The organism is Streptomyces sp. Y1, from assembly GCF_041053115.1.
GTDB lineage: Bacteria > Actinomycetota > Actinomycetes > Streptomycetales > Streptomycetaceae > Kitasatospora > Kitasatospora rubellomurina.
In genome coordinates, this window is the sequence record NZ_CP163445.1 from 1,999,203 (window position 1) to 2,025,285 (window position 26,083).

Below are 26,083 nucleotides of genomic sequence, written 5' to 3' on the forward strand. Positions count from 1 at the left end.
GTTGTGAGGTCGGCGTACCGTTCCGGTGTGTACCGTTTCCTGCTGACCCGCCAGTGGCTGATCACCATCCTGATCGCGCTGCTGCTGATCCCCGCGACGATCGAGCTGGGTTTCTGGCAGCTGCACCGCCACCAGGCGCGGGTGGCCAGGAACGAGCTGATCGGCCAGGCCCTCACCGCCGCACCCGTCCCCTACGACACCCTGTCGTCGGCCCCGGGCAGGGCCGTCCCCAAGGACCTCGTCTGGCGCGCGGTGACGGCCACCGGCCAGTACGACCCGGCGCACGAGTTCGTGGTCCGCAAGCGGACCGACTCCAGCGGCACCATCGGCTACTTCGTCGTGACCCCGCTGAAGCTCTCGGACGGCAAGGGCACCGTCCTGGTCAACCGCGGCTGGGTCGCCTCCGCCGCGACCGCCACCGAGTACCCGGCCGTCCCGGCCGCCCCCACCGGCGAGGTCACCCTCACCGGCCGGCTGCGCCCCGACGAGACCACCGGCGGCAGCGAGGGCTTCGTCAAGGACCGGGCCGGCCTGCCCGACCGCCAGTTCAACCTGATCAACACCGCGCAGCAGACCAAGGAGACCGGCACCGACCTGCTCGGCGGCTACCTCGAACTCACCGGCACCAACCCGGCGCCGGCCGACCAGCCGCAGCTGGTCCCCGAGCCCAACCACTCGGACATCGGCCCGCACATGGCCTACGCCGTCCAGTGGTGGCTGTTCACCGGGATGATCCCGGTCGGCGTCTGGGTCCTCGCCCGCCGCGAGGCCAAGGACCGCGCCAAGCAGGCCGCCGAGGCCGAGCCCGAGACGGACGCCGAGCCCGTCACCGTCTGAGACCGGTCCCCGGGACCCGTCCCTACAGGACGTCCGCCAGCTCCCGCAGCAGCCGCGCCTTCGCCCGGGCGCCCACCACCGACCGCACCGGCTGCCCGTCCCGGAACACCATCAGCGTCGGCATCGACAGCACCCCGTACGCCGCCTGGGTCCGCGGGTTGCGGTCCACGTCCACGCTCACCACCCGCAGCCGGTGCGCCTCCTCCTTCGCGATGTCCGCCAGCACCGGCGCCATCATCCGGCACGGCGGGCACCAGTCCGCCGTGAAGTCCACCAGCACCGGCCCGTCCGCCGAGAGCACCTCCGCCGCGAACGTGTCGTCCGTCACCGCCGGCACTCCTGCGATCTCCACCATCGCCTACTCCTCCTCCGTGGTCAGCTCGCACAGCGGCGCCCGATCGGCCTCCGCCGCCAACGCGTCCCGCGCCCGCACCGCCCGCTCGAACTGCCCGGCGACCTGCTGCCGGACGGCCTCCAGCCGCGCGAGGCACGCGTCCAGCTCGGCCAGCTTGCGTCGGTACACCTCCAGCGACGCCGGGCACGAGTCCCCCTCCGGATGCCCCGCCCGCAGGCACTCCACGAACGGCCGGGTCTCCTCCAGCTCGAAGCCGAAGTCCTGCAGCATCCGGATCTCCCGGAGCAGCCGCAGGTCCGCCTCGTCGTACGCCCGGTACCCGTTGCCCGCCCGCCGGGCCGGGAGCAGACCCAGCTGCTCGTAGTACCGCAGCGCCCGCGGGGTGGTCCCCGCCCGCTCCGCCAGTTCCCCGATCCGCATTGCCGCCTCCCGTGCTTCCGGACACCGACCGTAAACCTTGCCCCGGACGTCAACGCCAGTCGCCGGACGGCAGGATGGTCCCCATGGATCTCGGACTCAAGAACAAGGCCTACATCGTCACCGGCGCGACCCGCGGCCTCGGCCTCGCCACCGCCCGCGAACTCGCCGCCGACGGCGCCCACGTCCTGGTGACCGGCCGCACCCAGGCCGCCGTCGACGCCGCCGTGGCCGAGCTGAACACCCTCGGCACCGCCCACGGCGTGGTCGCCGACAACGCCGACCCGGCCACCGCCGCGCGCCTCGTCACCGAGGCCCGCAACCGCTTCGGCCGCTTCGACGGCATCCTGATCAGCGTCGGCGGCCCGCAGGCCGGCACCGTCCAGGACACCCCCGAGTCCGCCTGGCGCGACGCCTTCGAGTCCGTCTTCCTCGGCGCCCTCCGGCTCGCCCGCACCGCCGCCGCCGAGCTCACCGAGGGCGGCGTGATCGGCTTCGTGCTCTCCAGCTCCGTCCGCCAGCCCGTCCCCGGCCTCGCCGTCTCCAACGGCCTGCGCCCCGGCCTGGCGATGGCCGCCAAGGCGCTCGCCGACGAGCTCGGCCCGCGCGGCATCCGGGTGCTCGGCCTGCTCCCCGCCCGGATCGACACCGACCGGGTCCGCGAGCTCGACGGCCTCGCCCCCGACCCGGCGGCAGCCCGCGCCGCCGCCAGCGCCGGCATCCCGCTGGGCCGCTACGGCACGCCCGAGGAGTTCGGCAAGGTCGCCGCCTTCCTGCTCTCCCCCGCCGCCTCCTACCTGACCGGCCTCATGGTCCCGGTCGACGGCGGCGCCCTGCGCACCCCGTAGCGGACGCTAGATCACGCGCGGATGCCTCCGTCGACGCCGGTGCCGCCGGTGCCGGTGCTCGACGGGCGCCGCCTGCAGCACCCTGATCCGCAGCTCGGCCGGCAGCTCCGCCAGCCCCAGGCTCGCCCGGGCGTCCGCCCGCGGCCCGTCCTCGAAGTGCTCGACCAGGCCGACCGGATCCCCGCCCGGCGTCAGCCGGACGGCCCCGCGCAGCCGCGGGTGCCGGGGCGCCCGCACCAGCCGCACCCCCGCCCGTTCCACCTCCGGCAGCACCGCCGTCCCCCGCTCCAGCGCGTCCTCCAGCGCCCGCGCCGTCACCCGCAGCCGCAGCCCGCCGGCCCCCGGCGTCGGGACGGCGATGCTCGACAGCCCGGTGCGCCGCAGCTGCGCCACCAGCCACCAGGCCATCCCGACCACCAGCACCGACAGCCCGCCGATCACCGCGGGCCACCACCAGTCCCGCGCCACCCACCGCATCCGCGACCGCTCGCTGAGCAGCGGCCGGTCCGGCGAGACGAGCGGCCACCGGCTCGGCGGCTGGACCCCGAGGTGCCGGTACAGGTTCAGCCCGCCCGCCAGCACCAACGCCCCCACCCCGAGCAGCAGCACGCCCACCGCCCCGAGCAGCACCCGGTTCACCACCGCCCGCCTCACCCGGCCACCTCGCTCCGCCCGTCCCCGCCCACCGCACCGCCCGCCCCGCGCGCGGCCCGCACGTCCAGCCGCAGCGGCCGCGCCACCCCCACCCGGGCCAGCTCCTCCCGCAACTGCCGCTGCACCGACGCCGGATCGGCCGCCCCGACCAGCCGCACCCGCACCCGCCGCCGCCCGACCCGGATCCGCAGCTCCTCGATGCCGGTCAGCCCGGCCGCCCGGTCGGCCAGCAGGTGCGCGATCCCGCCCTTGTCGATCGCCGCGGTCGTCTCCCCGTACGGCCGCAGCGGGAGCCAGCGCCGCAGCCCGGGCGCCAGCGCCAGCCACAGCAGGCACCCCCCGAGCACCACGGCCACCCCGGCGCCGGTCAGCACCCACACGTCGTCGAGGCGACGGGTGGCCAGCTCGTCCGCCAGCTGCGCCCGCCACCGCCGGGCCGGCTGCCCGGCCCGCACCGCCACCACGTCGTACAGCAGCGCCCCGGCCGCCACCAGCACGGCGGTGGCGACCAGCGCCGCCGCGGCCGTCCGCGGCGCCCGCAGCCGCGGCACCTTCCCGTGCGGCGCCTCCTCCTCCGCGCCGCTCACGAGGCTCCCCCGCCGATCAACTTCTCGACCACGACGACCACGTCCGACACCCTGGTCCCGGTCAGCCCGAGGACCTGCGCCGCCACCCGCTCACGCACGCCCCGGGCGAGCGCCCCGAGGTCGGCGGGGAACGGCAGCTCCACCTCGACCCGGACGGTCACCGTGCTGCCCGGCACGCTCACCGACACGCGCGGCGGCGCCCCGCGGACCGACCGCCCCGCCCAGACGCCGGCCAGCGCCTCCCGGGCGGCCGCCCGGGCGATCCGGGCGTAGACCCGCTCCGCGATCCGCAGCCGCCCCGGGCCGCCGCCCGTACGCGCGGCGGCCGCGGTGTGCCCCGTCAACGACGCCGGTCCCGCCCGCGCAGCAGGTCACCGAGGTCCCCCAGCTCGATGTCCCCCTCCGCCAGCCGCCCGAGCACGAACCCCACCAGTCCGAGCGCCGCCACCAGCAGGAACGCCGCGAACCCGCCGAAGTACCCGGCGAAACCGAGGGCCATGCCCACCACCAGGCCGACGATGGCCAGGTTCATCCGCTCCTCCTCGTGCTCGACTGCCGAACCGTCCACCGCCGCGCGCTACTTGAGCCTGGGCCGCTGCCCCGGGGCGAGCAGCTGCTCTTCCTCCTCCTCGACCTCCGGCTCGTCGGGGAGGTGGACGTCGTTGACGGCGATGTTCACCTCGACGACCTCCAGGCCGGTCATCCGCTCCACCGCGTCGATGATGTTCTCCCGCACCTGGCGGGCGAGATCGGGGATGACCACGCCGTACTCGACGACCAGCGCGATGTCGATGGCGGTCTGCTTCTCGCCGACCTCCGCCTTGATCCCCCGCCCGACGCTGGACTTCCCGCCGGGCACCCGGTCCCGCATCGCGCCGAAGGTGCGGGCCAGCCCGGAGCCGAGCGCGTGGATGCCGGCGACCTCGCGGGCGGCCATCCCGGCGATCTTCTCGACCACGCCCACGGCCAGCGCCGTCCGCCCCCGCTCGGCGACCGGCCGCCCGCCGTCGCCGGTGCCGCCGGCCGGGCCGGTCCTCCCGGCGGGCGGCGCGCCAGGGGTCGGGGCGTTGCCGGCGTGCTTGTGCAGGGTCGCGGGCGTCGGAGTGTCAGGCATGGGGCGGGTCTCCCGTCGTACGGCTCCAGCTATATCGCAAACCACCCCAACTCTGACATCGCGCCACGTCCCCCGCCCGCCGGGAGCGTCCACCCATGCAACGACGAAGGCCCGGCCCCGGGGAGTGGTCCCCCGGGGCCGGGCCCGAAACGTACGACCTCGGTCAGTCGCCGATGCCGGCGAGCTCCCGCAGCCGGCGCGCCTGCGCCGCCCGTTCGGCGGAGCGCTGCTCGTCGAAGGAGCGCCCGGCGGCGCCCTGGAGCAGCGCCTTGGTCTCGATCACGGCCCCGCGCGGGGCGGCCAGCAGGGCGGCCGCGAGGTCCCGCGCGGCGGCGTCCAGGTCGGCCGCCGGGACGGCCAGGTTGGCCAGCCCGATCGCGGCGGCCTCGTCGGCGCCGACCCAGCGCCCGGTCGCGCAGATCTCCAGCGCCCGGGCGTAGCCGACGAGGTCGACCAGCGGCTTGGTCCCGGCGAGGTCCGGGACGAGCCCGAGCGAGGTCTCCTTCATCGCGAACTGCACGTCCTCGGCGACGACCCGCAGGTCGCACCCCAGGGCGAGCTGGAAGCCCGCGCCCACGGCGTGCCCCTGCACGGCGGCGATGGAGACCAGGTCGGCCCGGCGCCACCAGGTGAAGGCCTCCTGATAGGCGGCGATGGCGGCGTCCAGCTCCTGGTCGCCCTGGGCGGCGAGCTCCAGGAAGGTGGGCTCGCCCGGGATGCCCTCGGGGGTGAACATCGCCCGGTCCAGCCCGGCGGAGAAGGAGACGCCCTCCGCGCGCAGCAGCACCACCCGGACGCTGCCCGGCAGTTCGCGGCCGGCCGCGACGAGGGCGCGCCACAGGGCGGGCGACTGGGCGTTGCGCCGCTTGGGCTGACAGAGGGTGACGACGGCGAGGTCGCCCTCGATCTCCAGGCGGACGCCGTCCCGCTCCCAGCTCGGGGCCTGCGGGTCGGTGGCGGGGGCGGTCATGCGGGAACCTCCGGTGGCGAGGGATACGGCTACCGGAGAGTAACAAACCCGGACGCGCGGCGGCAGGGCCTCGCGCCGGTGAAGTGAGGACGAAGGGACGGACCGATCCCGCCGCCCCGGACATGACGATCGGCGGCCGGTCCACTCGGCCCGGGGGTGGACGCACGGTCGACGACGACCTCGCCGCACCCTCGGCCGGCGCCCTGCCGCCGCGCCATCGCTAGAGCTGACGGACCGTCAGGAACCGGCCGCGGCAGCCGCCTTGCTCTTGCCCCGCGTGGCACCTCCGCGGCCCCGGAGGATCACTCCGGACTCGCTCAGCATCCGGTGCACGAAGCCGTAGGAACGACCGGTCTCGTCCGCGAGAGCGCGAATGCTCGCCCCGGCGTCGTACTTCCTCTTGAGATCGGCCGCGAGCTTCTCACGCGCGGCACCGGTCACCCGGCTGCCCTTTTTCAGAGTCTCGGCCACCCGTGCCTCCTCATTTGCGTTGCTCGGTCAGATTCCCATGATCACCCATACACCGCGTCCTGGCCACCCATTCGACAAGGTCGATGTCGGGATTGCCCCGACCTACGGTGGTGATCCGAGCGCACCAGGGCGCTCACACAGAGTGCACGCCCCCGGGCGGATGCCGCCATCCGCCGGGAAAGGGCTGATCAGCAACGTCGGCCCGACCACGATCGAGTGGCGGGCCGACGGGAAGTCCTCAAACGGAATACCGGGCTACTTCATTCCCGGACACGCCGTGAGTACCAGTTTTTCTGGTCCGAATAGCGGAGAGGGCGTCTACGTCCGGTCAGGCCAGGTTGACCAGATCGGCGTAGGCCGGGCTCCAGAGGTCCTCCACGCCGTCCGGCAGCAGGATGATCCGCTCCGGCTGGAGCGCGTCGACCGCGCCCTCGTCGTGGGTGACGAGCACGACGGCGCCGGTGAACTCGCGCAGCGCGCCCAGGATCTCCTCGCGGCTGGCCGGGTCGAGGTTGTTCGTGGGCTCGTCGAGCAGCAGCACGTTGGCCGAGGAGACCACCAGGGAGGCCAGCGCCAGACGGGTCTTCTCACCGCCGGAGAGCACCCCGGCCGGCTTGTCGACGTCGTCCCCGGAGAACAGGAACGAGCCGAGGATCTTGCGGATCTGCACCAGGTCGGTGTCCGGCGCGGAGGAGCGCATGTTCTCCAGGACGGTGCGCTCCGGGTCCAGCGTCTCGTGCTCCTGGGCGTAGTAGCCGATCTTCAGGCCGTGGCCCGGAGTCACCTCGCCGGTGTCCGGCTTCTCCACCCCGGCCAGCATCCGCAGCAGGGTGGTCTTGCCCGCGCCGTTGAGGCCGAGCACGACGACCCGGGAGCCGCGGTCGATCGCCAGGTCCACGCCGGTGAAGATCTCCAGCGAGCCGTAGGACTTGGACAGGTCCGCGGCGGTCAGCGGGGTCTTGCCGCACGGGGCCGGGTCCGGGAAGCGCAGCTTGGCGACCTTGTCGCTCTGGCGCACCTGCTCCAGCCCGGAGAGCAGCTTCTCGGCGCGGCGGGCCATGTTCTGCGCGGCCACCGTCTTGGTCGCCTTGGCGCGCATCTTGTCGGCCTGCGCGTTCAGCGTCGCGGCCTTCTTCTCGGCGTTGGCCCGCTCGCGCTTGCGGCGCTTCTCGTCGTCCTCGCGCTGCTGCTGGTACTGCTTCCAGCCCATGTTGTAGACGTCGATCGCGGAGCGGTTGGCGTCCAGGTAGAAGACCTTGTTGACGACCGTCTCGACCAGGTCGACGTCGTGCGAGATGACGATGAAGCCGCCCTTGTAGGTCTTCAGGAAGTCCCGCAGCCAGGCGATCGAGTCGGCGTCCAGGTGGTTAGTGGGCTCGTCGAGCAGCAGCACGTCGGAGTCCGAGAACAGGATCCGGGCCAGCTCGACGCGGCGGCGCTGACCGCCCGAGAGGGTGTGCAGCTGCTGGCCGAGGATGCGGTCCGGCAGGCCGAGCGCGGCGGCGATGGTGGCGGCCTCGGCCTCGGCGGCGTAGCCGCCCTTGGTGAGGAACTCGGTCTCCAGCCGGGCGTACTTCTTCATCGCGTTGTCGCGGGTGGCGCCCTTGCCGTTCGCCATCCGGTCCTCGTTCTCGCGCATCTTCTTCAGCACGGTGTCGAGGCCGCGGGCGGAGAGGATGCGGTCCTTGGCGAGGACGTCGAGGTCGCCGGTGCGCGGGTCCTGCGGGAGGTAGCCGACCTCGCCCGAGCGGGTCACCGTGCCGGACGCGGGCAGGCCCTCGCCGGCCAGCACCTTGGTGAGCGTGGTCTTGCCGGCGCCGTTGCGCCCGACCAGGCCGATCCGGTCGCCGGCGGCGACCTTGAAGCTCGCGGACTCGATCAGGATCCGGGCACCGGCGCGCAGTTCGAGGGCGTTGGCGGAAATCATGACGGGGAACTTCTCCTGGGGCGTGGGCGGGCGGCCGGGAAGGTCCCGGGGCCGGGCGAGCGGAACGAGGGGCTTCGACGGCGGTCGGCGCGGCGGCAGGGGGCCGCCGCCCGCTATTGCCCGGAGAAGTTAGGCATGCCGGCAAGTCTACCGGGCCGCGCCGGAAGCCCCCGGGGCGGTACCACCCGGGGGTAACCGGCTGCCGGGGTTACGGCTGCGGCTGCGGCGTGCCCGGGGCGGGGGCGGGGGCGGTCTCCGGAGCGGCGGGAGCGGCCGGGCTCGCGCAGCCGGTCTGCGGGCGGACGGCGGCGAACGGCGCGGCGGCGCTGCCGCAGCCCGTCTCGGGCGCGGCCGCCCTGGTGTCGAACACCCGCGGCGGGACGACCGGGCCGTCCGAGATCTCCACCCGGCTGGCGTCCAGCACCTTGACGGTCGCCGCCGGCCCGGTGCTCATCGCCCAGCCGCTGCTGTCCAGCCGGTAGCCGGTGATCGCGCCGGAGACGGCCAGGCCGGCGCTGTTGGTGCAGGTGCGCGGGACGAGCACGGCGTAGCCGGTGTGCACGGTGCGCAGCGGGTCGTAGACGCAGCCGTTGGCGGGCTTGTCGTTGTAGCGCAGGTCGCCGTCCGCGTCGCGCAGGCCCATGGTCAGGCTCGGCGTCACCACGGCCAGCCAGGGCGAGCCGGCCCGCTGGACGGTGTGCAGCGCGGCCTTCGCCCGCTGCTTGGCGAGCTCCTTGCGCTGGTCGTCGGTCCGCTTGTCGGCGCCGGGCTCGCCGGAGCCGCGCAGCCAGTCCGCGAGGCCGGGCACCGCGCGGTGCCAGCGCACCTCGTGGTCGCCGGGGCGCACCGAGGTGAGCAGGCCGTCGTCCCAGACCACGATCGCGTTGTCGCCGGCCATCGCCAGGTACAGCGCCTCGGCGCCCTCCCGGCGGTAGGACCAGGCCTGCGCACCGGTCTGCAGGTGGAAGGCCTCCAGGCCACCGCCGACCACCCGCAGGTCGAGGTCCGCGGCGGTGAGGGACTGCGAGCTGACGGGCGTGGCCTCCGCGTCGCCCGGCCCGGCCACCTTGTCGCCGAACGGCTCCGGCTTGTTGGCGTGCGCCGCCGCTCCGGCCGCAAGGACCAGCATCACCGCCAGGGCAGGCAGGATCGAGCGGGGGGTCAGTACACGCAGCGGCTTCCGGGACACAGCCGGAGCGTATCCAACGGCGGCCGGGCGAGTCAGCCGGGATTCGGCCGCCGCCCGGGCCGGCCACGGCGCGCGCGGCCGCGTGCGCCCTCCCCGCGCGCCCGCCCGCCCACCTGGGCGGTCGGGCCCCGACCGGTCGGCAGGGCCTCGGGGCCCGGGGCGGGAGCGGGGCACCGGACCGTTACAGAGCTGATACACGACCCCCGTGGCAGGGACACGCCGAGCGACGCGGCCGCCGTTGCGGCAGACGGCGTTCGAATACCGCCCACTTTGGAGTGACATTCGGCTTTTCCGACGCCCGCCGGCCCTACTGTCGGCGAACGGGTCACCACGGTCCGTCCGCACCGTCACCCGTCCGCCCGCCCCGCGCCGTCCGGAGGAGAGACCATGCGAATCGGCCGCCTGACGATGGCCGCCGCCGCCCTGCTGCTGATGGCCACGGCCAGCGTCCCGAGTGGTACGCCACTCAGCCAGTCCGAGCGGCACAGCCTCTCCTCGGACGCCTTCGAGCCGCGCGGCGCCGCCCCCCGGCCACCCGTGCAGCGGCCGAAGCACGAGCCGCCGTTCGGCGCGTTCGTCGGGTCCTGGGACAACTACATCCCGCAGATCGGCCAGTACGCGCGCTGGCTGGGCGACGCCAACCTGCAGGTCGGCCACACCTACCTGGCGGGCAACGGCTGGGCCGACATCGAGGGCGAGCCGGTGGTGCTCGGCATGTGGTCGCAGTGGCGGCTGGCCGACCCGTCCCGGCTGCTCGTGCTCGGCGTGCCGATGCTGGTGCCCAACGAGGCGAACGTGCCGGACGGCGAGGTCGCCAAGCTGCTCGGCCAGGGCGCCCGCGGGGACTTCGACGTGCACTTCCTGCGGCTCGCCCGCCGGCTGGTCGCGCTCGGCGGCGCGGACACGGTGCTCACCCTCGGCTGGGAGATGAACGGCGTCACCTACACCCACCGCTGCAAACCCGACCCGGCCGCCTGGAAGGCGTACTGGCGGCGGATCGTGGGGGTGATGCGCTCGGTGCCCGGGCAGCGGTTCCGCTTCGACTTCGCCCCCAACCGGGGCCTGGACGCGATCCCGTGGACCAAGTGCTACCCCGGGGACGACGTGGTCGACATCATCGGCATGGACAGCTACGACCAGCCCGCCGGGGCCGGCTTCGACGACTACGTGCGCGAGCCGTACGGCCTGCAGGACCAGGTGGAGTTCGCCGCCAGGCGCGGCAAGCCGGTCTCGTACCCGGAGTGGGGGCTGTTCCGCAACGGCGACAACCCCGAGTTCGTGCAGCGGATGGTCGACTGGATGCGCACCCACGACACCGCGTACCAGACCATCACCGACTACTGCCCGCACGGCTTCTTCCAGTGCGACCGCAACCCGCGCTCGGCGGCGCGGTTCCGGCAGCTGATGTCCGGCTCGAAGGGGGCGCCGGCGGCGGTGCCGACGGCGCCCCCGACCGCACCGCCGACCGCACCGGCCACCCCGACCGCACCGGTCACCCCGGCCCCGACCGCGCCGTCACCGTCGCCGTCGTCATCGCCCTCACCGTCACCGTCGCCGTCGAGCACCGCCAAGCCGGCCCGGCGCTGATGGCCGGATCAGCGCAGGCGGCGCGCCAGCAGGGCCTGCTTGAGCCGGGGGAAGCGGGTCCGCAGCAGGTGCGCCGCCGCCTGCCGGCCGCGCACCAGGCCGGCCCGGACGGCGGCCGCCGGCGCCACCCCCGTGGGGCCCAACAGCAGCCACTGGTTGCGCAGTTGGTCCGGCCGCCAGCGCTGCTTGTACGGCTCCTGACCGCGCAGCAGGCCGAACACCGGGATGCCCGCGCCGACCGTCTCGTCCTGCGCCGCGCTGAACAACAGCCCGGCGATGTCCAGCCGCTCGCGCAGCACCGGGTGCGCGCCGTACAGGTAGAGCCCGCTGGTCGCCGGGCAGAGCAGCAGCAGGCTCACCGCGACCAGCTGGCCGTCCAGGTGGAACTGGTGGACGGCGGCCCGGCCGGTGGCGACCAGGCCGGCGGTGGACTCGTTCAGGTGCCGGGCGAAGCGCTCGGTGCGGTGCTCGGGGGTGACACCGCGGTCCTGCCACTGCAGGAAGTGCAGCCGCAGCAGGCCCTCCAGGGCCTCCGGCACCTCCTCGACCGGCGTCGGGCGGACCCTCACCCCGGCCTCGGCGATCTTGCGCAGCTTCACCCGGCTGCGCTGCGCGGACTTGCCGGACAGCCGCTTCAGCAGCCGGTCCATCGGGACGGCCGGGAGGTGCTGGCAGAGTGAGTCCTGGAAGCGGCGGCGACTGCCGCGCCAGTGCTCGTACACCTTCTGCACGGCCGCCTCCGGGTGCACCTCGCGCAGTTCCAGGAACTGCCAGGGGCGGGTGACCGGGAGGGCGGCGGCGAGTTCGGCGGCGGCCCGGTCGGCGCACTCGTCGTCGAGCAGCACGTCGGTGTAGTCGATCAGCCCGGCGCCGAGGCCGGTCAGGCCGCCGAGCCGGCCGCGCCGCCGGAAGGCGCCCGCGCCGACCAGCCGGCCGTCCCGGCGGACCAGCACCACCAGCAGCGCGCCCGGGTGGCCGTAGTGGCGCCACCAGGAGCGCTGCCAGGCCGAGGCCTGGAAGAAGGTGGCGGTGCGGCAGCGGGCGGCCAGGGCGTCCCACTCCTCGGCGAGGGTGTCCAGGGCGTCGTCCTCGCGGCGCAGCTCGGTGGTCCAGACGGCGGGCTCGGCCGAACCGGAGGTCTGCCGGGCGGGCAGGCCCGCGCGGCGGGTCTCGGTGCTCATCGTCCGCTCCCGGCCGTGGTCTTCTCCTTGGCCGGGGTCTTCGGCCCGGCCTTGGGGGCGTCCTTCGCGGCGGGCTCCGCCGCCTGCTTCGCCGTCTGCTCCTCCGCCTGCTTCTTCGCCGGCTGCTCGGCGGGCTCCGCCTCGGCCGCGGCCTTCGCGGGCCGCGCCTCGCCGCGCGGGCGCGGCGTGATCGGTGCCTCGGGCGTCTCGGGCACGTCGACGGCCTCGGCCGCCTCGGTGCCGGCGCGGCGGCGGGTCATCATCACCAGCGCGCCGAGCAGCAGCCCGGCCGCGCCGCCGACCGCGACGTCCAGCTTGCCCGAGGGGGTGGTCGGCTTGTCCGGCTCGGCGGCCGGGGCCAGCGTCACCAGCCGGACGTTGGTGTCCCGGCTGCTGGTGTTGGCGAAGGAGACCAGCGCCCGGGCCACCGCGTCGGCGGTCTGGGCGGCCTCCTGCGGGCGGGTGCCGGTGCCGGTGATCTCGATCATCGGCGCGTCCGGCGAGGTCGTGCCGTGCACCAGGGCTTCGAGGTCGGCGCGGCTGTGGCCGGTCTCGGCGGCCGCCACCGCCAGCACCTGCGGCTGGCCCGCCAGCCGGCCGTACGCCTGCGCGAAGTTGGTCGCCGTGGCGGCCTCCCCCGGGTTCTGCGCCACCACGAGCACGTAGGCGCTGGCGGCGTACGAGGGGTGCGAGACGGCGGCGTACCCGCCGCCGGCCGCGGCGCCCAGCGGCACCGCGAGCACCACCGGCCACCAGCGGCGGACCAGGCGGCGGGCGCTTCGGCGCGGTGTGGTCATGGGTGTTGCTCCTTGGATATGCGAGGGCGGTGCCGGCAGCGGGCGGTCAAGCGCGGGCCAGCCGGTCGTAGAGGGCGCCCAGGTCGGCGGCGACCCGGGCGATGTCGTAGTGGCCGACCGCCGGCGGGTGCGGCAGCGGGTCGGCGGTGTGGTCGTCGAGGTGCCGCAGGTCGCGCAGCGCGGCGGCGTACGCGGCCGGCTCGGAGGGGATCCGGCGGGCCTGCGGGGCGGCGCTGGGCGGCAGTTCGTCGAGGGCCGGGCAGGCGCTGTGCCGCACCGGTAGCCCGGCGGCCAGGCCCTCCAGCGCGCCGAGGCCGAAGGTCTCCGCGGTGGAGGGCGCGGCCAGCACGTCCATGGCGGTCAGCAGCTCGGGCACGTCGTCCCGCTCGCCGGTGAGCACCAGCCGCTCCCGGACGCCGAGTTCGACGGCCCGGCGCTCCAGCGCGGCCCGTTCCGGGCCCGCCCCGACCAGCACCAGCCGGGCGGCCGGGTCGAGCTCGGCCAGCGCCTCGACCAGCACCTCGAAGCGCTTGCCGGGGACCAGCCGGCCCACCCCGCCGACCACCCAGCTCCGTTCCGGCAGGCCGAGTTCGGCCCGCAGCCGGCGGCGGACGGCGGCCCGCTCGGCGGGCGGGCGGCGGAACCGGGCGGCGTCGATGCCGTTCGGGATCAGCTCGACCCGGGCCGGTGGGACGCCCCAGGAGTGCAGCGTCTGGGCGACCTGCCGGGAGACCGCGACGGTGGTGCTGCCGAGCCGCTCGGCCGCCAGGTAGAGGCCCTTGACGCCCCGGGTGACCGGGCGGCCCTCGATCACCCCGGCGTGCAGCGAGTGCTCGGTGGCGACCACCGCGCGCACCCCGGCCAGCCGGGCGGCCAGCCGGCCGTACAGCTGCGCCCGGTAGAGGTGGGTGTGCACCAGGTCGTAGCGGCCGGCCCGGACCAGCCGGACCAGCCGGGGCAGCGCGCCGAGGTCGCGGTTGCCGCGCATGCCGAGGTGGTGGACGGTCACGCCGTCCGCGCGCAGCGCCTCGGCGACCGTGCCGGGGTTGGTCAGGGCCAGCACCTCGCACTGCTGGTGGGCCGGCAAGTGCCGCAGCAGCAGGTGGAGTTGGCGCTCGGCGCCGCCGGAGGCGAGCCCGGTGACGATGTGCAGGACCCTCATCGCCCGGCCTTCCGCCGCAGGTCGGTCACGGTGTCGCGCAGCCGGTGGCGGGCCTGCTTGGCGCGCAGCCGCCAGGCGCCGTCGCGGTCGCCGACGTAGCAGCGGGGCAGCGCGAAGCGGCCGGTGAGCGAGGAGTGCGCGATGGCGCAGGCGTAGTCGTAGCCCGCGTCCCGCACGGCCAGGGTGGCGGCCAGGTCGACGGCGCCGTACGGGTAGCAGAAGCCGGTGACCGGGCCGCCGACGACCTCCTCCAGCAGCCGCCGGCTCTCCCGGGCCTGGACCTCCAGGGCCTCGGCGGGCAGGCCGGGCAGCGCCTGGTGGCCGAGGCCGTGCGAGCCGATCTCCCAGCCGGCGGCGGCGAGTTCGGTGACCTCCTGGACGGTGAGCAGCTTCTTGCGCGGGCCCTCGGCGTCCCAGCCGTTGTCCTGCCCGAGCAGATCGGCGACCACGTACGCGGTGGCGGTGAAGCCGTACGCCTGCAGGATCGGTACGGCGTACCGCGCGAAGTCCGCGTAGCCGTCGTCGAAGGTCAGGCCGACCAGTCCGTCCGCGCGGCCGAGGGTGCGGGCGTGCATCAGCTCGCGGACCGAGACGCCGCGCCGGCCGCGCCGGTGCAGCCAGGCGACCTGTTCGGCGAAGCGTTCCGGGCTGACGGTGAGCCGGTACGGGTCCTCCTTCTCGACCGCGACCGAGTGGTACATCAGGATCCACGGCGAGGCGGAGCCGGGGGCGGTCGGTTCGCCGAGCGGGCTGCGGCTCCTGGGCAGACGCGCCCGGTTCGGTGGGGCGTTGGTGACGCCTGTCCTTGCCGAACGGACGGTTCCCCGTTCACTGTCCATGGGGGGTCTTCCCTTCGTCGGCGACGGTTGGCGGGTTCGGAACGGGCGCCCCGGCGGGCGCGAGGGCCGGCGCCGGCGCGCGCCGGACGGCCCGGACGGCGGCGAGGACGGGGCCGCGCACCTCGCGGGCCCCGAGGCAGGTGCCGAGGACGGCGAAGGCCAGCACCACGGCGAGGCCTCCGAGGAGGGTGTCGAGCAGCGGGTCGTCGACCGGGGCGGCGGCGGCCGCGCCGAGCACGGTGGCCCCGGCGGCGGCGGCCACCAGCCGGGCGTGCCCGCCGAGCACCCGGCGCAGCCGCAGCGGGATGCCGCGCAGCACCAGGCCGCGCAGCAGCAGCGCGGCGGTGGCGGTGATGCCCGCCGCGTTCCCGGCGGCGAGGCCGAGGGCGCCGAAGCGGGGCGTGGCGAGCAGGCCCACGGTGACGGTGACGGCGAGGCCGAGCAGCATCGCGGCGACCGGGTACCAGTCGAGCAGCCGTTTGCCGCCCGCTCCGGCCCCCGGGTCGTCGGCGCGGCGGACCACCGGGCGCAGCGAGAAGTACGGCCGGATTATCACGCCGATCAGCGCCTGGGCGGGCAGGCCGAAGCTGTAGACCCGGATGACCTCGGCGGTGGCCTCGGTGTCCCGCGGGCCGAAGGCGCCGCGCTGGAACAGCAACGAGACCACCGCGGGGGCGCAGGCCATCAGGAAGGAGGTGCCGAGCAGCACGACGGCGGCCGCCTGGCCGAGGTCCTTCTCGACCCGGTCGCGGGCGGCGGTGACGTCCCCGGCGGCGAGCGCCCTGGCCACCAGCGGGAAGGTGACGGTGCAGATCAGGATGCCCGCCGTCATGGCGAGTTGGGAGACCTTGGCGGCGTAGTTGAGGTGCGAGATGGTGCCGGGCGGCAGCGCCGACCCGAGGTAGCGCTCGACGAAGACCTGCGACTGGCGGGTCAGGGTGAAGGAGGCGACCGGCAGCAGCGCGAGCGGCATCAGCACCAGGGCGTTGCGGGAGCGGCGGCTGCGCCCCGTGCCGGTGCCGGCGGCGCCCTCGCGCAGCCGGCGCAGGAACGGGCCGACCAGCAGGCTGGCCATCAGCAGGCTGCCGAACGCGACGCCGAGGGCGGCCGAGCGCACGCCCAGGTACGCGTGGCCGGCCAGCAGGACGCCGAGGATGCCGAGGTTGTAGGCGACGTAGATGCCGGCCGGGGCGGTGAAGCGGTGGTGGGCGCGCAGCGCGGCGGCGAGGTAGCCGGCCACGCCGAAGGGCAGCACGGTGATCGCGGTGATCCGGGTGCAGGTGACGGCCAGGCCCGGGTCGGTCAGGCCGGGGGCGAGCAGGTCGACCAGTTCGGGGGCGCCGAGGGCGGCGGCCAGGGCGAGGCCGCTGAGGGCGATCAGCAGCCAGGGCAGGGTGGCGCGGACCAGCTGGCGGACCGGGTCGGGGGCGTCCGGGTCCTCCTCGCGCAGCACCAGGGCGAGGGCGAAGGCGGGCAGCATGATGAAGGACATGGCGTCCTCGATCAGCAACGGCGCGGCCGTCTCCGGGACGGTCCAGGCGACCAGAAAGGCGTCGGTGCCCTGGTTCGCGCCGAAGTAACGGGCGAGCAGCAGGTCGCGCAGCAGGCCGAGGCCGGAGCCGGCGGCGCTGAGCACGGCGGTGATGCCGAAGGCCTTGGCGAGGAAGCCGCCGCGCGGCGCCCGGCCCGGCCCGGGGGGCGGTTCGGGGGCGCTGCGCGGGGCCGGGAGCGGGGAGGCGAGGACGGTCGGCCGGTCGGCGGTCACGGGGTCACCTCGCGCGTGGCGGCGCGGGTGGCGGCGCAGGCCAGGCCGAAGACGACCGAGGTCAGGACGGTGGTGGTGCCGCCGATGTCGGCGTACAGGAAGTCGACCAGCACCCAGGTGAGCAGGGCGAGCGCGGCCAGGCCGAAGCCCCGGCGGTTGCGCAGGCAGCCGAGCAGCAGGGCGAGGAAGAGCGTCGCGTACGCGGTGACGCCGATCAGGCCCTGCTCGCTGAGCACCAGGAAGTACATGTTGTGCGGGGAGAGCAGCGGCTCGCGCTGGAAGCCCATGGTGGGGTCGGTGGTGTCGCTGCCGGAGGAGAGCCGCAGCGGGGCGTGGCTGTCGCGCAGTTGCGGGAAGGCCTTGGGGCCGGCGCCGTGGACGGGATGGTCCTGCCAGATCCGGCCGGCGGTGGCCCACAGGTCGTAGCGGTCGGAGACGGACTGGTCGGGGGCGGCCGAGACGGAGCCGATCGAGCTGATCCGCGCGGTGACGCCGGAGGCGCCGAGGCCGAGGCCGCCGACCAGGACGACGGCGGCGGCGAGGCCGAGGACGGTGCCGCGCACGAACAGCCGGGCGTCGGCGCGCAGCAGCAGCACGCTGGCGGCGACGCCGGTGGCGATCCAGCTGCCCCGGCTGAAGGAGACGGCGAGCGGGAAGGCCAGGAACGCGGCGGCGCCGAACATCGCCCGGCGCAGCCGGGGATCGCCCCCCGGCCCCCGCTCGCCGAGCGCCAGCGCGAGCGCGGCCAGCAGGCCGTAGCTGACCACGGTCGACATCGCCATGACGTCGAGGGCGCCGAAGGTGCCGATCGCGCGGATCGGCTGGCCGGTGTAGGAGGCGCCGGTGCGGGTGAGGTACTGGTGCGCGCCGACCGCGCCCTCGATCAGCGCGGCGAGCACGAAGGAGCCGAGGACGAGCCGCTGGTCGGTGCGGTCGCGCAGCGAGCACAGCACCGAGGCGGGCACCAGGACGAACACCTGGGTGAGCCGGACGAAGCCGGTGACGCTGGTGGCCGGGTCGATCGAGCCGACGGTGGCGACGGCGGCGGCGGCCACGATCCCGCCGAACAGCACGCAGGTGGTGCGGTCGAGGGCGGGCAGCCGCCCGCGCAGCAGGTTGACCGCGGTGAGCGCGACCAGCGCCAGGGAGGCGAGGTCGGCGGCGGTGATGTGGACGGCGGCCGTGACGTCCTTCTCGCCGGTGGGCACGCAGACCAGCAGTACGGTCGCGGCGGCCAACAGGCTGGGCCGGTCGGCGGCCGCCGCGAGGGTGTTCCGTAACGCTGTTACTCGCCCGCTCGCGGGATCGGCGGGAAGGGTCAGGGCCACGCGGGTCAGCTCCCGTCCGGGTGGAGCATCAACGCCGCGGTGCGGCACAGGATCTTGACGTCCTGCCAGAGGCTCCAGCTCTCGATGTAGCGGTTGTCGAAGCGCGCCCGGTCCTCGATGGAGGTGTCCCCGCGCAGGCCGTTGACCTGGGCGAGGCCGGTGAGGCCGACCGGGACGCGGTGGCGGTCGGCGTACTCGGGGTAGGTCTGGCTGAACCGCATGACGAAGTACGGCCGTTCGGGACGCGGGCCGACCAGGCTCATGTCGCCGCACAGCACGTTCCACAGCTGCGGCAGCTCGTCCAGCGAGCTCTTGCGCAGCAGCCGGCCCACGGTGCCCATCCGGTGGTCCTGGGAGATGTTCCAGCGGGTGGCGGACTCGTGCTCGTTGCTCGGGCGCAGGGTGCGGAACTTGAGGACGGTGAAGACCCGGCCGTCCAGGCCGGTGCGCTGCTGGCGGAAGAGCACGCCGGAGCCGGTGTCGAAGCGGACGGCGAGCGCGCACAGGGCGAGCACGGGGGCGAGCAGCAGCAGGCCGAACGCGGCGGCGGTGATGTCCAGGGCGCGTTTGGCGGCCCAGCCGGGGCGCTGCAGCGCGGGGCTGCCCACCCGCAGGCAGGGGAAGCCCCACAGGTGGTCGGCGCCGGCGATCGGGGCGGTGGGCAGCGAGCCGTACTCGCGCAGCGCGGGGACGAGCCAGACCTGGCAGCCGAGTCGGGCGGCGTCGCGCAGGGCGGCGGCGGTCTCGGCCTCGTCGGCGGCGCCGGCGGTGGCGATCACGTGGTGGATCCGGTGCCGGCGGACCTCGCGCTCCAACACCTCGCGGCCGCCGAGGACGGGCAGGTCGGTGTCGCCGGCCAGCAGCGGCGGGTCGGCGTCGAGGAAGCCGACCGGGCGCATCCCGTACTCGCGGTGCTCGCCGAGGGCGGCGGCGACCTTGCGGCCGAGCCGGCCGGCGCCGAGGACGAGGACGGGGCTGGGCCGGCCGCGGCGGATCCGCCGGACGAGGTGGTAGAGGAAGCCGCGGCCGACGGCGGCGATCAGCAGCTGGGCGCCGAGCAGGACGGTGAGCCGGGCCGGGGTGGCCGGGCCGCAGTCGGGCCAGCGCCCGTCCAGACAGCCGGCCAGGGTGACGGCGAAGGCGGTGGCGACCGCGGCGCGGACGGCGAGGGCGGGCAGCTCGTCGAGGACGGACAGGGTCAGCCGGGTGCGGTAGAGGCCGCCGGTGAGGTTGAGCAGGAGCAGCAGCGGCAGGACGGCGGCGACGCCGAGCAGTGGCGCGAGCGGGGCGGCCGGGTCGACGGCCCGGTTGGCGATGCCGGTGGCGGCGCACAGCGCGATCGCGTCGACCTGGAGCAGGGTGAGCGGCAGGGCGAGTCGGGAGCGGACCGGGCGGCGGTGGCTGCGGGGTGCCGGTACCGCGCGGGTGTGCGCGGACCTCGCCGGACGGTCGAGCAGCCCGGTGCCCGGCCGGTGCGGGCCCGCCAGGGGCCCGCCGGGTCGCGGCACACTGTCGTGGTCAATGGTCATCAGCGCACGAACTCCCCTGCTGTGTGCCCGGGGCGACGGCGCCCCGGCACCGGATGGCGGGGGGCGGCCGTCCCGGCCCGGTGGGCGCGGTCCTGACTGCACCTGCTGCCGCTGGCGGCTTTCGGTTCGCTCGCGAGGGCGGCGGTCGCAGTGGACTCGGTCGCGATTGGATCGATCGCGAATTCCCAGCGTGAAAACGAAATGAAGCAGGCAAAATCAGACAATACCGAACCGAACCTGACGGGCCGGAAGGTGACTTGCCGTTTCATTCCAGCCGCCCATTAATAGGTATTTCTGATTTGCCACCCCGCCCGAGAATCCGGTTGCGGGTGCGAATAGGACCACGCCTCGGCGGCGGGCATTCACGGCATGTGAAACGATCAGATCCGCTCCGGGACACGGGTCCGGCGCCGCCCGGCAGCCGGGCCGGCCCCAAGCAGATGGCGGTAGAGGCCGTCCACCTGTTCGACCACGGTTCGCACGTCGTGCCGCGCCGACACGTGCTCGCGCAGCCGGGAGCCGCGTCGCTCGCACTCGATCGGATCGGACAAGGCCTCGGCCATTCGGGTGGCCAGCGCGTCCGGATCCTCCGCGCGGACGACCGACTGCGCCCGTTCGGCGGGCGGCAGGCACTCCCGCGCCCCCGGCACGTCCGTCAGCAGCACCGGGCGGGCCGCGGCCATCGCCTCCAGCGGGGCGAGCGCCATGCCCTCCCAGCGCGAGGGCAGCACCACCAGGTCGGCCGCCGCCAGCCACGGGCGCGGATCCGCCACGTCCCCGACCAGCCGGACCCGGGCCGGCTCGGCCGTCTCCCGGACCAGCTCCGCGATCCGCTGCTCCTCCGGCCCGCCGCCGACCAGCGCCAGCCGGGCCTGCGGCACCCGGCGCAGCACCTCCGGCCAGGCCGCCAGCAGCACGTCCTGCCCCTTCTGCCGGCACAGCCGGCCCACGCAGACCGCGAGCGGGGCGTCCAGCTCCAGGCCGAGCGCGATCCGGGCGGCCCGGCGGTCGGCGGGTGCGTAGTGGCGCACGTCCACGCCGTTGGGCACCACCGCCCAGTCGGCGTGCACCCCGGCGGCCACGCCGTCCGCCCGCTCCTGGACGCTGACGCACAGCAGGCGCTGCGCCCAGCGGGTCGCGAAGCGCTCCCAGCGCAGGGTGGCGGCGGCCAGCGCGCCGTCCACGGCGGCGAAGGACCAGGCGTGCGGCTGGAAGACGGTCGGCACCGCGCCGCGCACGGCCAGCCGGCCGGCCAGCCCGGCCTTGGCGCTGTGCAGGTGGACCACGTCGGGCCCGGCGGCCCGGACGATCCGGCGCAGCCGCCAGGCCTCGGCGGCGGTGGCCGGGCCCGGGGACCGGTCGGCGGGCCAGTCCCGGACCAGCGCGCCGACCGCGGCGGCCTCCGCGGCCAGGCGGCCGCCGCGCGGACAGGCGACCAGCACCCGGTGGCCGGCCTCCCGCTGCCCCCGGACCAGATCGACGACGACGCGGGCGACTCCGCCGTCCACCGGCTGCGAAACGTGAAGGATCGTCATATGCACGGCGGCGAGCCTAGGGTCGCTCCCCCGTGCCGGGCCGCCCTCGTCACCCGGAGGTGGCGGGCCGTCCACCCGTACGGCTTTCGGCTCGTACGGGTGGGCGGACCATTCGAATCCCCGAGCGAGCGGCGCTCCCCGCCGAACACGCCCGGGGGGAGGACCTCAGCGGACCTCGGCGGCCAGGTTCGCGAGCACCTGGTCGTGGATGCGGTTCAGGCCCTTGGGGGCGAAGGTGCGCTCGAAGAAGCCGCCGATGCCGGTGGCGCCCTGCCAGGTCGCGGTGACGGTGACCTTGGTGCGGCCCTCGCCCTCCGCCGCGACCGTCCAGGTGATCACCATGCTGGAGTTGGCGTCCTTCTCCACCAGCTGGTCGGGCTTCGGCGCCGACACGGTGAACAGGCAGTCGCGCACCCGCTTCTCGGTGGCCTGCAGCCGCCAGTGCACCTGGGTGCCGGCGCCGGTGCCGCCGACCCGGACCTCGTACTCGCTGTACTGCGCGGGCAGCAGCTTCGGGCGGGTCACCTGGTAGTCGGCCAGCGCCTCGTACACCCGCTCCGGAGCGGCGTCGTACGTCCGCTCGGTGGTGGCCTGCACCTGTCCCATGGCCTTGCTCTCCTCATGTGGGGGGTACCGCTGTCCGTACCGCTCTGCGGCAAGCCAATCACAGCGGTCGGCCCGTGACGCGGCGGGTAGGGTGGCCGGTGTGCTCGATCAGGTGACAGCAGTGCGCTACGTCGATCCGCTGCGGGCCGGCGGCTCGGTGCCCGGTGTGGTGGAGACCGACGACCTGGGCACCTACGTGGTCAAGTTCACGGGGGCCGCGCAGGGCCGCAAGGCGCTGGTGGCCGAGGTGATCGTCGGGGAGCTGGCCCGGCGGCTGGGGCTGCGGGTGCCGGAGCTGCGGCTGGTCGACTTCGACCCGGCGGTGGCGGCGGACGAGCCGGACACCGAGATCCAGGACATGCTCCGGGCCAGCGGCGGCCTCAACCTCGGGATGGACCTGCTGCCCGGGGCGCGGGACTACCGGCCGGGGATGGTCCCGGTGGACTCCGCGGAGGCCGGGCGGGTGGTCTGGCTGGACGCGCTCACCGGCAACGTCGACCGCACGGTGCACAACCCCAACCTGGTGGTCTGGCACGGGCGGGTCTGGCTGATCGACAACGGCGCCGCGCTGATCTTCCACCACCGCTGGGCCGGCGCCGAGGCGGCGGTCGGCAAGCGGTACGACCTGAGCGCGCACGCGCTGGGCTCCTCGGCCCCGGACGTCCGGCTGGCCGACGAGGACCTCGGGCCGCTGGTCACCGTCCCGCTGCTGGAGGAGGTGCTGGCCCTCGTCCCGGACGAGTGGCTGGCCGACGAACCCGGCTTCGACTCCGCGGACGCCGTCCGGCACGCGTACGTGACGCACCTGGCGGCCCGCGCGGTGCTCTCCGAGCAGTGGCTGCCGGAGGGCTTCGCCACCCCCGAGCAGCTGCGCGAGGCCGAGCTGCGGCGCGCGGCCAGGACCAGGGCCGGGCGGCCGGCCTGGCTCCAGGAGGTGCCGGACCTGCACGGCAAGCCGGCGGTCGAGACGGTCTGGGAGCACCACTTCGAGTGACGGAGCCTACTGCTGGAAGATGCCGACGTACTCGATCGCGGTGCCGAGCAGCAGGCCGAAGCTGATCACCGGGAACACGACGTGCCGGGGGACGTCGTGCACCCGGGTGACCAGGAGCGCCAGGCCCAGGCCGAGCAGCGGGCCCAGCAGCATCAGCAGGGCGGCGGGCACGGCCACGACCGCCGAGGAGCCGGCGGCCATCCCCATCACCGCGATCACCAGACCGCCGGTCGCGAGCGTCGCCAACATCGGGGCGGCGAGCAGCAGTTGGCCGACGCCGAGGGCGAGACCGAGCGGGTTCCGCTTGCCGGAAAGGGTCCGTGCCATGTCGATCGACTCCTGTGACGACTCCGTTGGTGACGGACTCATCCTGGCCGGCGGCCGCGGCCCGGGCCTGAGTAGCCGTACTCAAAACCGAGCGGGGAGCGGGACCCAGTGGGCCCCGCTCCCCGCCTCAGTGTTCAGGTGTCGCCGCGGTCAGTGCGTCCGCACGTCGGCGACGTCAGTGCGTCGGCGACGTCAGCGCCACCACTGGACGGCCTTCTCGGCGTTGATGAGGCCGGCGCCGTAGAAGCCGTTGTCGTCCGCGCCGCCCTCGCAGGTGGCCTTCCACTCGCCGGCGCCGCCGGGGTTGAAGTCGCCGGTCGGGCACGGCTTGGACTCGGCCTGGCTGGTCAGCATCTCGGTCAGCTCCTCCGGGCTCGCCCACGGGAAGGTGCTGGCCAGCAGCGCGAGGACGCCGGTGGCGTGCGGGGACGCCATCGAAGTGCCCTGCATGTAGCCGTACTTGCCACCGGGGAGGGTGGACAGGGTGCGGCCGTTCTTGTCCGGGGTGTCCGGGATCTGGTAGCGGCGGTCGCCGCCCGGCGCGGTGACGGTGACGACACCCTTGCCGTAGCTGGAGTAGTAGGCCTTGTCGCCGTTGGCGCCCACCGAGGAGACGGCGATGACGCCGGGCAGCTCGGTCGGCAGCGACAGGCAGTCGTTGGTGACCGGGCGGGTGGTCTTGGTGGTGTCGTCCGGGCTGGAGACGTCAACGGTCTTGTGCGCCAGGTCGATGTTCTCGTTGCCCGCCGCGGCGACGTTGAGGACGCCCTTGCGCTGCGAGAAGGCGACGGCCTTGCGGACGGCGTCCGAGATGGCCGACTGGTCCTTGTCGTTCGGGCAGTTGAACATCCACGGGTCGACGTAGTAGCTGTTGTTCGTCACCTTGAAGTGGTGCTCACCGGCCCACACGAAGCCGCAGATGGCGTACTCGGGGTAGATGAACCCGCCGTCGTCGACGACCTTGACCGCGGCCAGCTTGACGTTCGGCGCGATGCCGACGATGCCCTTGCCGTTCTTGGCGGCGGCGATGGTGCCGGCCACGTGGGTGCCGTGGTCGCCGTCCGGGCCCGGCTGCCAGGCCTTCCAGTCGGTGTTCGGCTTGCCGCCGTCGATGCAGGAGACCGACTGCGCGGCGTCGATGTTGGCGGCCAGGTCCTCGTGGGTGCCGTCGATGCCGGAGTCCAGCACGCCGACCGTGACGTCACGGCTGCCGAGCGAGATCTTGTGCGCCTTGTCGACGCCGATCTGGCGCATGTCCCACTGGTTGGGCTCGTACGGCTCCTGGCCGGGGGCGGCGGCGTTGGTGCCGGTCGGCGCCTCGGCGACCTCGGCCTTGCCCTGGTCGGCGGCGGTGATGCCCTTGGTGCGGCTGGCACCGACCGAGTCGACGCCCTTGGCGAGGCGGAGCTTCTCGGCGAACTTGGTGTCGTTCGAGCGGGCGATGACGACGCCGATCTGCTCGTACGAGTAGACAACGGTGCCGCCGAGGCTCTTGACGGCCTGCTCGACCTTCTGCACCTGGCCGTGGTTGGCCTTGGTGTTGACGACGTAGCTGAGCAGCGGACCGGTCGTCGGGTCGCCCGCGGGGGCCGCGACGGCATTGCCGGCCGGCAGCGCGAGGGCGCCGGCGGTGGCGAGCACGAGGCCCACCGCCGCGTACCGGGTCCGGCTGATCCGAGAAACTCTCATAGGGGTAGGCCCTCCCGAGTCGTCATGCGGCAGCTGCGGTGGCAGGTGCACAGGGAATGACCGGGACGCTAATGAAGATTGGCTTATAAGCGCAAGAGGTAGTCATCTAATCGTCACATCTTGACCATGAGCACCCCAGGGAAGTTCGCAGGTCAACATGCGCAACAGAAAAGAAGATTGTTAAAAAGTGATGGTTCGCCGACGAGCCGACGCGGGATCCGGCACCGGCCGGGACGCGCTAGAGGGCGTACAGCCGGCGTGCGTTGTCGGCCGCGATCCGCTCGGCGATCCGGCGGGCGTCCGCGGCCGAACAGGCGCCGTCCGCCTGCCAGTCGGCCAGCACCGCGCCCAGGCCGTGGCGGAACTGTTCGGCCCCGACCAGGAACAACTCGGGCAGCCCGTAGGCGTCGGTGGAGAACAACAGCTTCCCGAACGGCGCGAGTTCCAGCATCTCCCCCAGCACCGCCGCGACCCGGGGGCCGGTGTAGGAGGCGGTCAGCCCGAGGTCGGTGTAGACGGTCGGGAAGGCCTGGGCCAGCCAGCCGGCCTGCCGGTGGTAGGGGTAGCCGTGCAGCAGCACCAGCGGGACGCCGCCGGGCTCGGCGGCCCGTACGAAATCGGCCAACAGCGACGGGTCGGCGCGGTGCAGGTCGAGATCGGGGTCGCCGAAGCCGGTGTGGAGCTGCAGCGGCAGGCGCAGCTCGGCGCAGACGTCCACGGCCGTCCAGAGCAGGTGGTGCAGCAGCACCGGGTCGGTGAGCCGGGTGCGCCCGGCGCGCAGGCGGGCGCCGGCCGCGGCCACCACGGCCGCGCGGGCGGGCCGTTCGGCGGGCACGGCCAGGCCGTGCCGGTAGGCGAGCACCGACTTCACCGCGACGGCGCCGGTGGCGGCGGCCGCCAGCGCCTCGGCGACGGCCCGGGGCCAGTCCCCGGCGCCGGCCGGCACCGCCTCGGCGACCGTTTCGAGCCGGACCACCTCGCGCACCAGCGCGCCGGCGGCCTCGGCGAGTTCGCTCGGCGGCAGCAGGGCGTGGCCGGCCGCGGCGGTGAGGCCGGTGTCGACCAGGCAGGTGTCCAGCCGGGCGGCCGCGAGCAGCCGGCGGGTGGCCTCGGCGGCCCCCAACTCCCGGCGCCGCGCCAGGTACACGGCCGCCGGGGCGTGCGCGGGCAGGCCGAGCGCGGGCGGGCACCAGCGCCGGACGGCCAGGCCGAGCGCGCTGTCGAAGGGCGAACAGCCGGGCGCCGGCGGGCGGTCGGACTCGGTGAGCAGCCCGGCCAGGGCGTCGTCGGCGAGCTCGGCCGCGACCACGCCGTGGCAGTGGTGGTCGACCAGCGCCGGTACCGCGAGCCCGGCCGCCGGATCGGGGCCCACCGC

Annotated in this window: 27 protein-coding genes; 4 read left to right on the forward strand and 23 right to left on the reverse strand. The window is 74.8% G+C overall.

The features are described 5' to 3' along the window. The first annotated feature begins 27 nt into the window (after positions 1-27). Positions 28-837, forward strand: coding sequence for an SURF1 family protein (locus AB2U05_RS08275; protein ID WP_369182897.1), 810 nt, complete (start codon positions 28-30; stop codon positions 835-837). 22 nt (positions 838-859) lie between these two features. Here the strand turns inward: AB2U05_RS08275 and trxA are convergent, their stop codons facing one another. Then, a complete protein-coding gene (gene trxA, locus AB2U05_RS08280; RefSeq protein WP_045699421.1) occupies positions 860-1,192 on the reverse strand; it encodes a thioredoxin in 333 nt (110 codons plus the stop codon). Positions 1,193-1,195: 3 nt separating this feature from the next. Then, positions 1,196-1,612: a MerR family transcriptional regulator gene (locus AB2U05_RS08285; protein WP_045699419.1), complete on the reverse strand. Its 417-nt coding sequence runs from the start codon at positions 1,610-1,612 to the stop codon at positions 1,196-1,198. An 83-nt stretch (positions 1,613-1,695) separates the two neighbouring features. Here AB2U05_RS08285 and AB2U05_RS08290 point away from each other — a divergent pair, with 83 nt between their 5' ends. Next, positions 1,696-2,457, forward strand: coding sequence for an SDR family oxidoreductase (locus tag AB2U05_RS08290; RefSeq protein ID WP_045699417.1), 762 nt, complete (start codon positions 1,696-1,698; stop codon positions 2,455-2,457). Between the two features lie 6 nt (positions 2,458-2,463). Here AB2U05_RS08290 and AB2U05_RS08295 read toward each other — a convergent pair whose 3' ends face one another. The 9 genes from AB2U05_RS08295 to AB2U05_RS08335 all read right to left on the reverse strand — a co-directional run bounded on the left by AB2U05_RS08295 (position 2,464) and on the right by AB2U05_RS08335 (position 9,369). Beyond that, the gene (locus tag AB2U05_RS08295) at positions 2,464-3,111 is read right to left on the reverse strand and encodes a hypothetical protein (protein ID WP_045708884.1); all 648 of its coding nucleotides are present in this window, start codon (positions 3,109-3,111) and stop codon (positions 2,464-2,466) included. Beyond that, entirely contained in the window at positions 3,108-3,698 is a 591-nt protein-coding gene (locus tag AB2U05_RS08300) for a DUF6286 domain-containing protein (protein WP_369182898.1), read from the reverse strand. Before AB2U05_RS08300 ends, AB2U05_RS08295 begins: the two co-directional genes overlap by 4 nt. Beyond that, entirely contained in the window at positions 3,695-4,042 is a 348-nt protein-coding gene (locus AB2U05_RS08305; RefSeq protein ID WP_045699412.1) for a hypothetical protein, read from the reverse strand. The genes AB2U05_RS08300 and AB2U05_RS08305 overlap by 4 nt, the downstream gene beginning before the upstream one ends. Further along, complete coding sequence (locus AB2U05_RS08310; protein ID WP_045699408.1) at positions 4,039-4,230, reverse strand: hypothetical protein; 192 nt, start codon at positions 4,228-4,230, stop codon at positions 4,039-4,041. The genes AB2U05_RS08305 and AB2U05_RS08310 overlap by 4 nt, the downstream gene beginning before the upstream one ends. Before the next feature lie 45 nt (positions 4,231-4,275). Continuing rightward, positions 4,276-4,812 carry an Asp23/Gls24 family envelope stress response protein gene (locus tag AB2U05_RS08315; RefSeq protein WP_078860316.1) on the reverse strand — a complete coding sequence of 179 codons (537 nt, stop codon included), beginning with the start codon at positions 4,810-4,812 and terminating at the stop codon, positions 4,276-4,278. A gap of 163 nt (positions 4,813-4,975) precedes the next feature. Beyond that, positions 4,976-5,782, reverse strand: coding sequence for an enoyl-CoA hydratase/isomerase family protein (locus AB2U05_RS08320; protein WP_369182899.1), 807 nt, complete (start codon positions 5,780-5,782; stop codon positions 4,976-4,978). 237 nt (positions 5,783-6,019) lie between these two features. Further along, positions 6,020-6,253, reverse strand: coding sequence for a helix-turn-helix domain-containing protein (locus tag AB2U05_RS08325; protein WP_045708886.1), 234 nt, complete (start codon positions 6,251-6,253; stop codon positions 6,020-6,022). 328 nt (positions 6,254-6,581) lie between these two features. After that, positions 6,582-8,180 carry a ribosomal protection-like ABC-F family protein gene (abc-f, locus tag AB2U05_RS08330; RefSeq protein WP_045699401.1) on the reverse strand — a complete coding sequence of 533 codons (1,599 nt, stop codon included), beginning with the start codon at positions 8,178-8,180 and terminating at the stop codon, positions 6,582-6,584. A 208-nt stretch (positions 8,181-8,388) separates the two neighbouring features. Next, positions 8,389-9,369, reverse strand: coding sequence for a hypothetical protein (locus AB2U05_RS08335; RefSeq protein WP_045699399.1), 981 nt, complete (start codon positions 9,367-9,369; stop codon positions 8,389-8,391). Positions 9,370-9,756: 387 nt separating this feature from the next. Here AB2U05_RS08335 and AB2U05_RS08340 point away from each other — a divergent pair, with 387 nt between their 5' ends. Then, positions 9,757-10,956: a glycoside hydrolase family 26 protein gene (locus AB2U05_RS08340; protein WP_369182900.1), complete on the forward strand. Its 1,200-nt coding sequence runs from the start codon at positions 9,757-9,759 to the stop codon at positions 10,954-10,956. Between the two features lie 8 nt (positions 10,957-10,964). Here AB2U05_RS08340 and AB2U05_RS08345 read toward each other — a convergent pair whose 3' ends face one another. The 9 genes from AB2U05_RS08345 to AB2U05_RS08385 form a co-directional block, all read right to left on the reverse strand. Then, positions 10,965-12,137: a GNAT family N-acetyltransferase gene (locus AB2U05_RS08345; RefSeq protein WP_369182901.1), complete on the reverse strand. Its 1,173-nt coding sequence runs from the start codon at positions 12,135-12,137 to the stop codon at positions 10,965-10,967. After that, on the reverse strand, positions 12,134-12,934 hold the full coding sequence (locus AB2U05_RS08350; RefSeq protein WP_369182902.1) for a Wzz/FepE/Etk N-terminal domain-containing protein: 801 nt from the start codon (positions 12,932-12,934) through the stop codon (positions 12,134-12,136). Before AB2U05_RS08350 ends, AB2U05_RS08345 begins: the two co-directional genes overlap by 4 nt. Before the next feature lie 46 nt (positions 12,935-12,980). Beyond that, on the reverse strand, positions 12,981-14,096 hold the full coding sequence (locus AB2U05_RS08355) for a glycosyltransferase (protein ID WP_045699397.1): 1,116 nt from the start codon (positions 14,094-14,096) through the stop codon (positions 12,981-12,983). Next, the gene (locus AB2U05_RS08360; RefSeq protein ID WP_078860310.1) at positions 14,093-14,935 is read right to left on the reverse strand and encodes a polysaccharide deacetylase family protein; all 843 of its coding nucleotides are present in this window, start codon (positions 14,933-14,935) and stop codon (positions 14,093-14,095) included. Before AB2U05_RS08360 ends, AB2U05_RS08355 begins: the two co-directional genes overlap by 4 nt. Beyond that, positions 14,925-16,700: a lipid II flippase MurJ gene (locus AB2U05_RS08365; protein ID WP_369182903.1), complete on the reverse strand. Its 1,776-nt coding sequence runs from the start codon at positions 16,698-16,700 to the stop codon at positions 14,925-14,927. The genes AB2U05_RS08360 and AB2U05_RS08365 overlap by 11 nt, the downstream gene beginning before the upstream one ends. Then, entirely contained in the window at positions 16,697-18,028 is a 1,332-nt protein-coding gene (locus AB2U05_RS08370; protein ID WP_369182904.1) for an O-antigen ligase family protein, read from the reverse strand. The genes AB2U05_RS08365 and AB2U05_RS08370 overlap by 4 nt, the downstream gene beginning before the upstream one ends. Positions 18,029-18,033: 5 nt before the next feature. Further along, positions 18,034-19,557 (reverse strand): exopolysaccharide biosynthesis polyprenyl glycosylphosphotransferase, encoded by a 1,524-nt coding sequence (locus AB2U05_RS08375; RefSeq protein ID WP_045699395.1) that lies wholly within the window; start codon positions 19,555-19,557, stop codon positions 18,034-18,036. Between the two features lie 380 nt (positions 19,558-19,937). Then, the gene (locus tag AB2U05_RS08380; RefSeq protein ID WP_045708889.1) at positions 19,938-21,092 is read right to left on the reverse strand and encodes a glycosyltransferase; all 1,155 of its coding nucleotides are present in this window, start codon (positions 21,090-21,092) and stop codon (positions 19,938-19,940) included. A 165-nt stretch (positions 21,093-21,257) separates the two neighbouring features. Continuing rightward, positions 21,258-21,698 carry an SRPBCC family protein gene (locus AB2U05_RS08385; protein WP_369182905.1) on the reverse strand — a complete coding sequence of 147 codons (441 nt, stop codon included), beginning with the start codon at positions 21,696-21,698 and terminating at the stop codon, positions 21,258-21,260. A gap of 100 nt (positions 21,699-21,798) precedes the next feature. Between AB2U05_RS08385 and AB2U05_RS08390 the strand changes: the two genes are divergently transcribed. Beyond that, positions 21,799-22,692: a HipA family kinase gene (locus AB2U05_RS08390; RefSeq protein WP_369182906.1), complete on the forward strand. Its 894-nt coding sequence runs from the start codon at positions 21,799-21,801 to the stop codon at positions 22,690-22,692. Between the two features lie 6 nt (positions 22,693-22,698). Here the strand turns inward: AB2U05_RS08390 and AB2U05_RS08395 are convergent, their stop codons facing one another. The 3 genes from AB2U05_RS08395 to AB2U05_RS08405 form a co-directional block, all read right to left on the reverse strand. Beyond that, positions 22,699-23,019, reverse strand: a complete 321-nt coding sequence (locus tag AB2U05_RS08395) for a hypothetical protein (RefSeq protein ID WP_045699388.1) — start codon at positions 23,017-23,019, stop codon at positions 22,699-22,701. A gap of 192 nt (positions 23,020-23,211) precedes the next feature. Beyond that, on the reverse strand, positions 23,212-24,708 hold the full coding sequence (locus AB2U05_RS08400; protein ID WP_045699386.1) for a S8 family serine peptidase: 1,497 nt from the start codon (positions 24,706-24,708) through the stop codon (positions 23,212-23,214). Between the two features lie 238 nt (positions 24,709-24,946). After that, complete coding sequence (locus AB2U05_RS08405; RefSeq protein WP_369182907.1) at positions 24,947-26,080, reverse strand: amidohydrolase family protein; 1,134 nt, start codon at positions 26,078-26,080, stop codon at positions 24,947-24,949. Positions 26,081-26,083 lie beyond the last annotated feature (3 nt).

What these genes read in the sequence shown, in the direction of transcription:
- trxA (WP_045699421.1), bottom strand. Translation starts at nt 1,192, where the DNA reads ATGGTGGAGATCGCAGGAGTGCCGGCGGTGACGGACGACACGTTCGCG.
- AB2U05_RS08285 (WP_045699419.1), bottom strand. Translation starts at nt 1,612, where the DNA reads ATGCGGATCGGGGAACTGGCGGAGCGGGCGGGGACCACCCCGCGGGCG.
- AB2U05_RS08290 (WP_045699417.1), top strand. Translation starts at nt 1,696, where the DNA reads ATGGATCTCGGACTCAAGAACAAGGCCTACATCGTCACCGGCGCGACC.
- AB2U05_RS08310 (WP_045699408.1), bottom strand. Translation starts at nt 4,230, where the DNA reads ATGAACCTGGCCATCGTCGGCCTGGTGGTGGGCATGGCCCTCGGTTTC.
- AB2U05_RS08315 (WP_078860316.1), bottom strand. Translation starts at nt 4,812, where the DNA reads ATGCCTGACACTCCGACGCCCGCGACCCTGCACAAGCACGCCGGCAAC.
- AB2U05_RS08320 (WP_369182899.1), bottom strand. Translation starts at nt 5,782, where the DNA reads ATGACCGCCCCCGCCACCGACCCGCAGGCCCCGAGCTGGGAGCGGGAC.
- abc-f (WP_045699401.1), bottom strand. Translation starts at nt 8,180, where the DNA reads ATGATTTCCGCCAACGCCCTCGAACTGCGCGCCGGTGCCCGGATCCTG.
- AB2U05_RS08340 (WP_369182900.1), top strand. Translation starts at nt 9,757, where the DNA reads ATGCGAATCGGCCGCCTGACGATGGCCGCCGCCGCCCTGCTGCTGATG.
- AB2U05_RS08345 (WP_369182901.1), bottom strand. Translation starts at nt 12,137, where the DNA reads ATGAGCACCGAGACCCGCCGCGCGGGCCTGCCCGCCCGGCAGACCTCC.
- AB2U05_RS08350 (WP_369182902.1), bottom strand. Translation starts at nt 12,934, where the DNA reads ATGACCACACCGCGCCGAAGCGCCCGCCGCCTGGTCCGCCGCTGGTGG.
- AB2U05_RS08355 (WP_045699397.1), bottom strand. Translation starts at nt 14,096, where the DNA reads ATGAGGGTCCTGCACATCGTCACCGGGCTCGCCTCCGGCGGCGCCGAG.
- AB2U05_RS08360 (WP_078860310.1), bottom strand. Translation starts at nt 14,935, where the DNA reads ATGGACAGTGAACGGGGAACCGTCCGTTCGGCAAGGACAGGCGTCACC.
- AB2U05_RS08375 (WP_045699395.1), bottom strand. Translation starts at nt 19,557, where the DNA reads ATGACCATTGACCACGACAGTGTGCCGCGACCCGGCGGGCCCCTGGCG.
- AB2U05_RS08380 (WP_045708889.1), bottom strand. Translation starts at nt 21,092, where the DNA reads ATGACGATCCTTCACGTTTCGCAGCCGGTGGACGGCGGAGTCGCCCGC.
- AB2U05_RS08385 (WP_369182905.1), bottom strand. Translation starts at nt 21,698, where the DNA reads ATGGGACAGGTGCAGGCCACCACCGAGCGGACGTACGACGCCGCTCCG.
- AB2U05_RS08395 (WP_045699388.1), bottom strand. Translation starts at nt 23,019, where the DNA reads ATGGCACGGACCCTTTCCGGCAAGCGGAACCCGCTCGGTCTCGCCCTC.
- AB2U05_RS08400 (WP_045699386.1), bottom strand. Translation starts at nt 24,708, where the DNA reads ATGAGAGTTTCTCGGATCAGCCGGACCCGGTACGCGGCGGTGGGCCTC.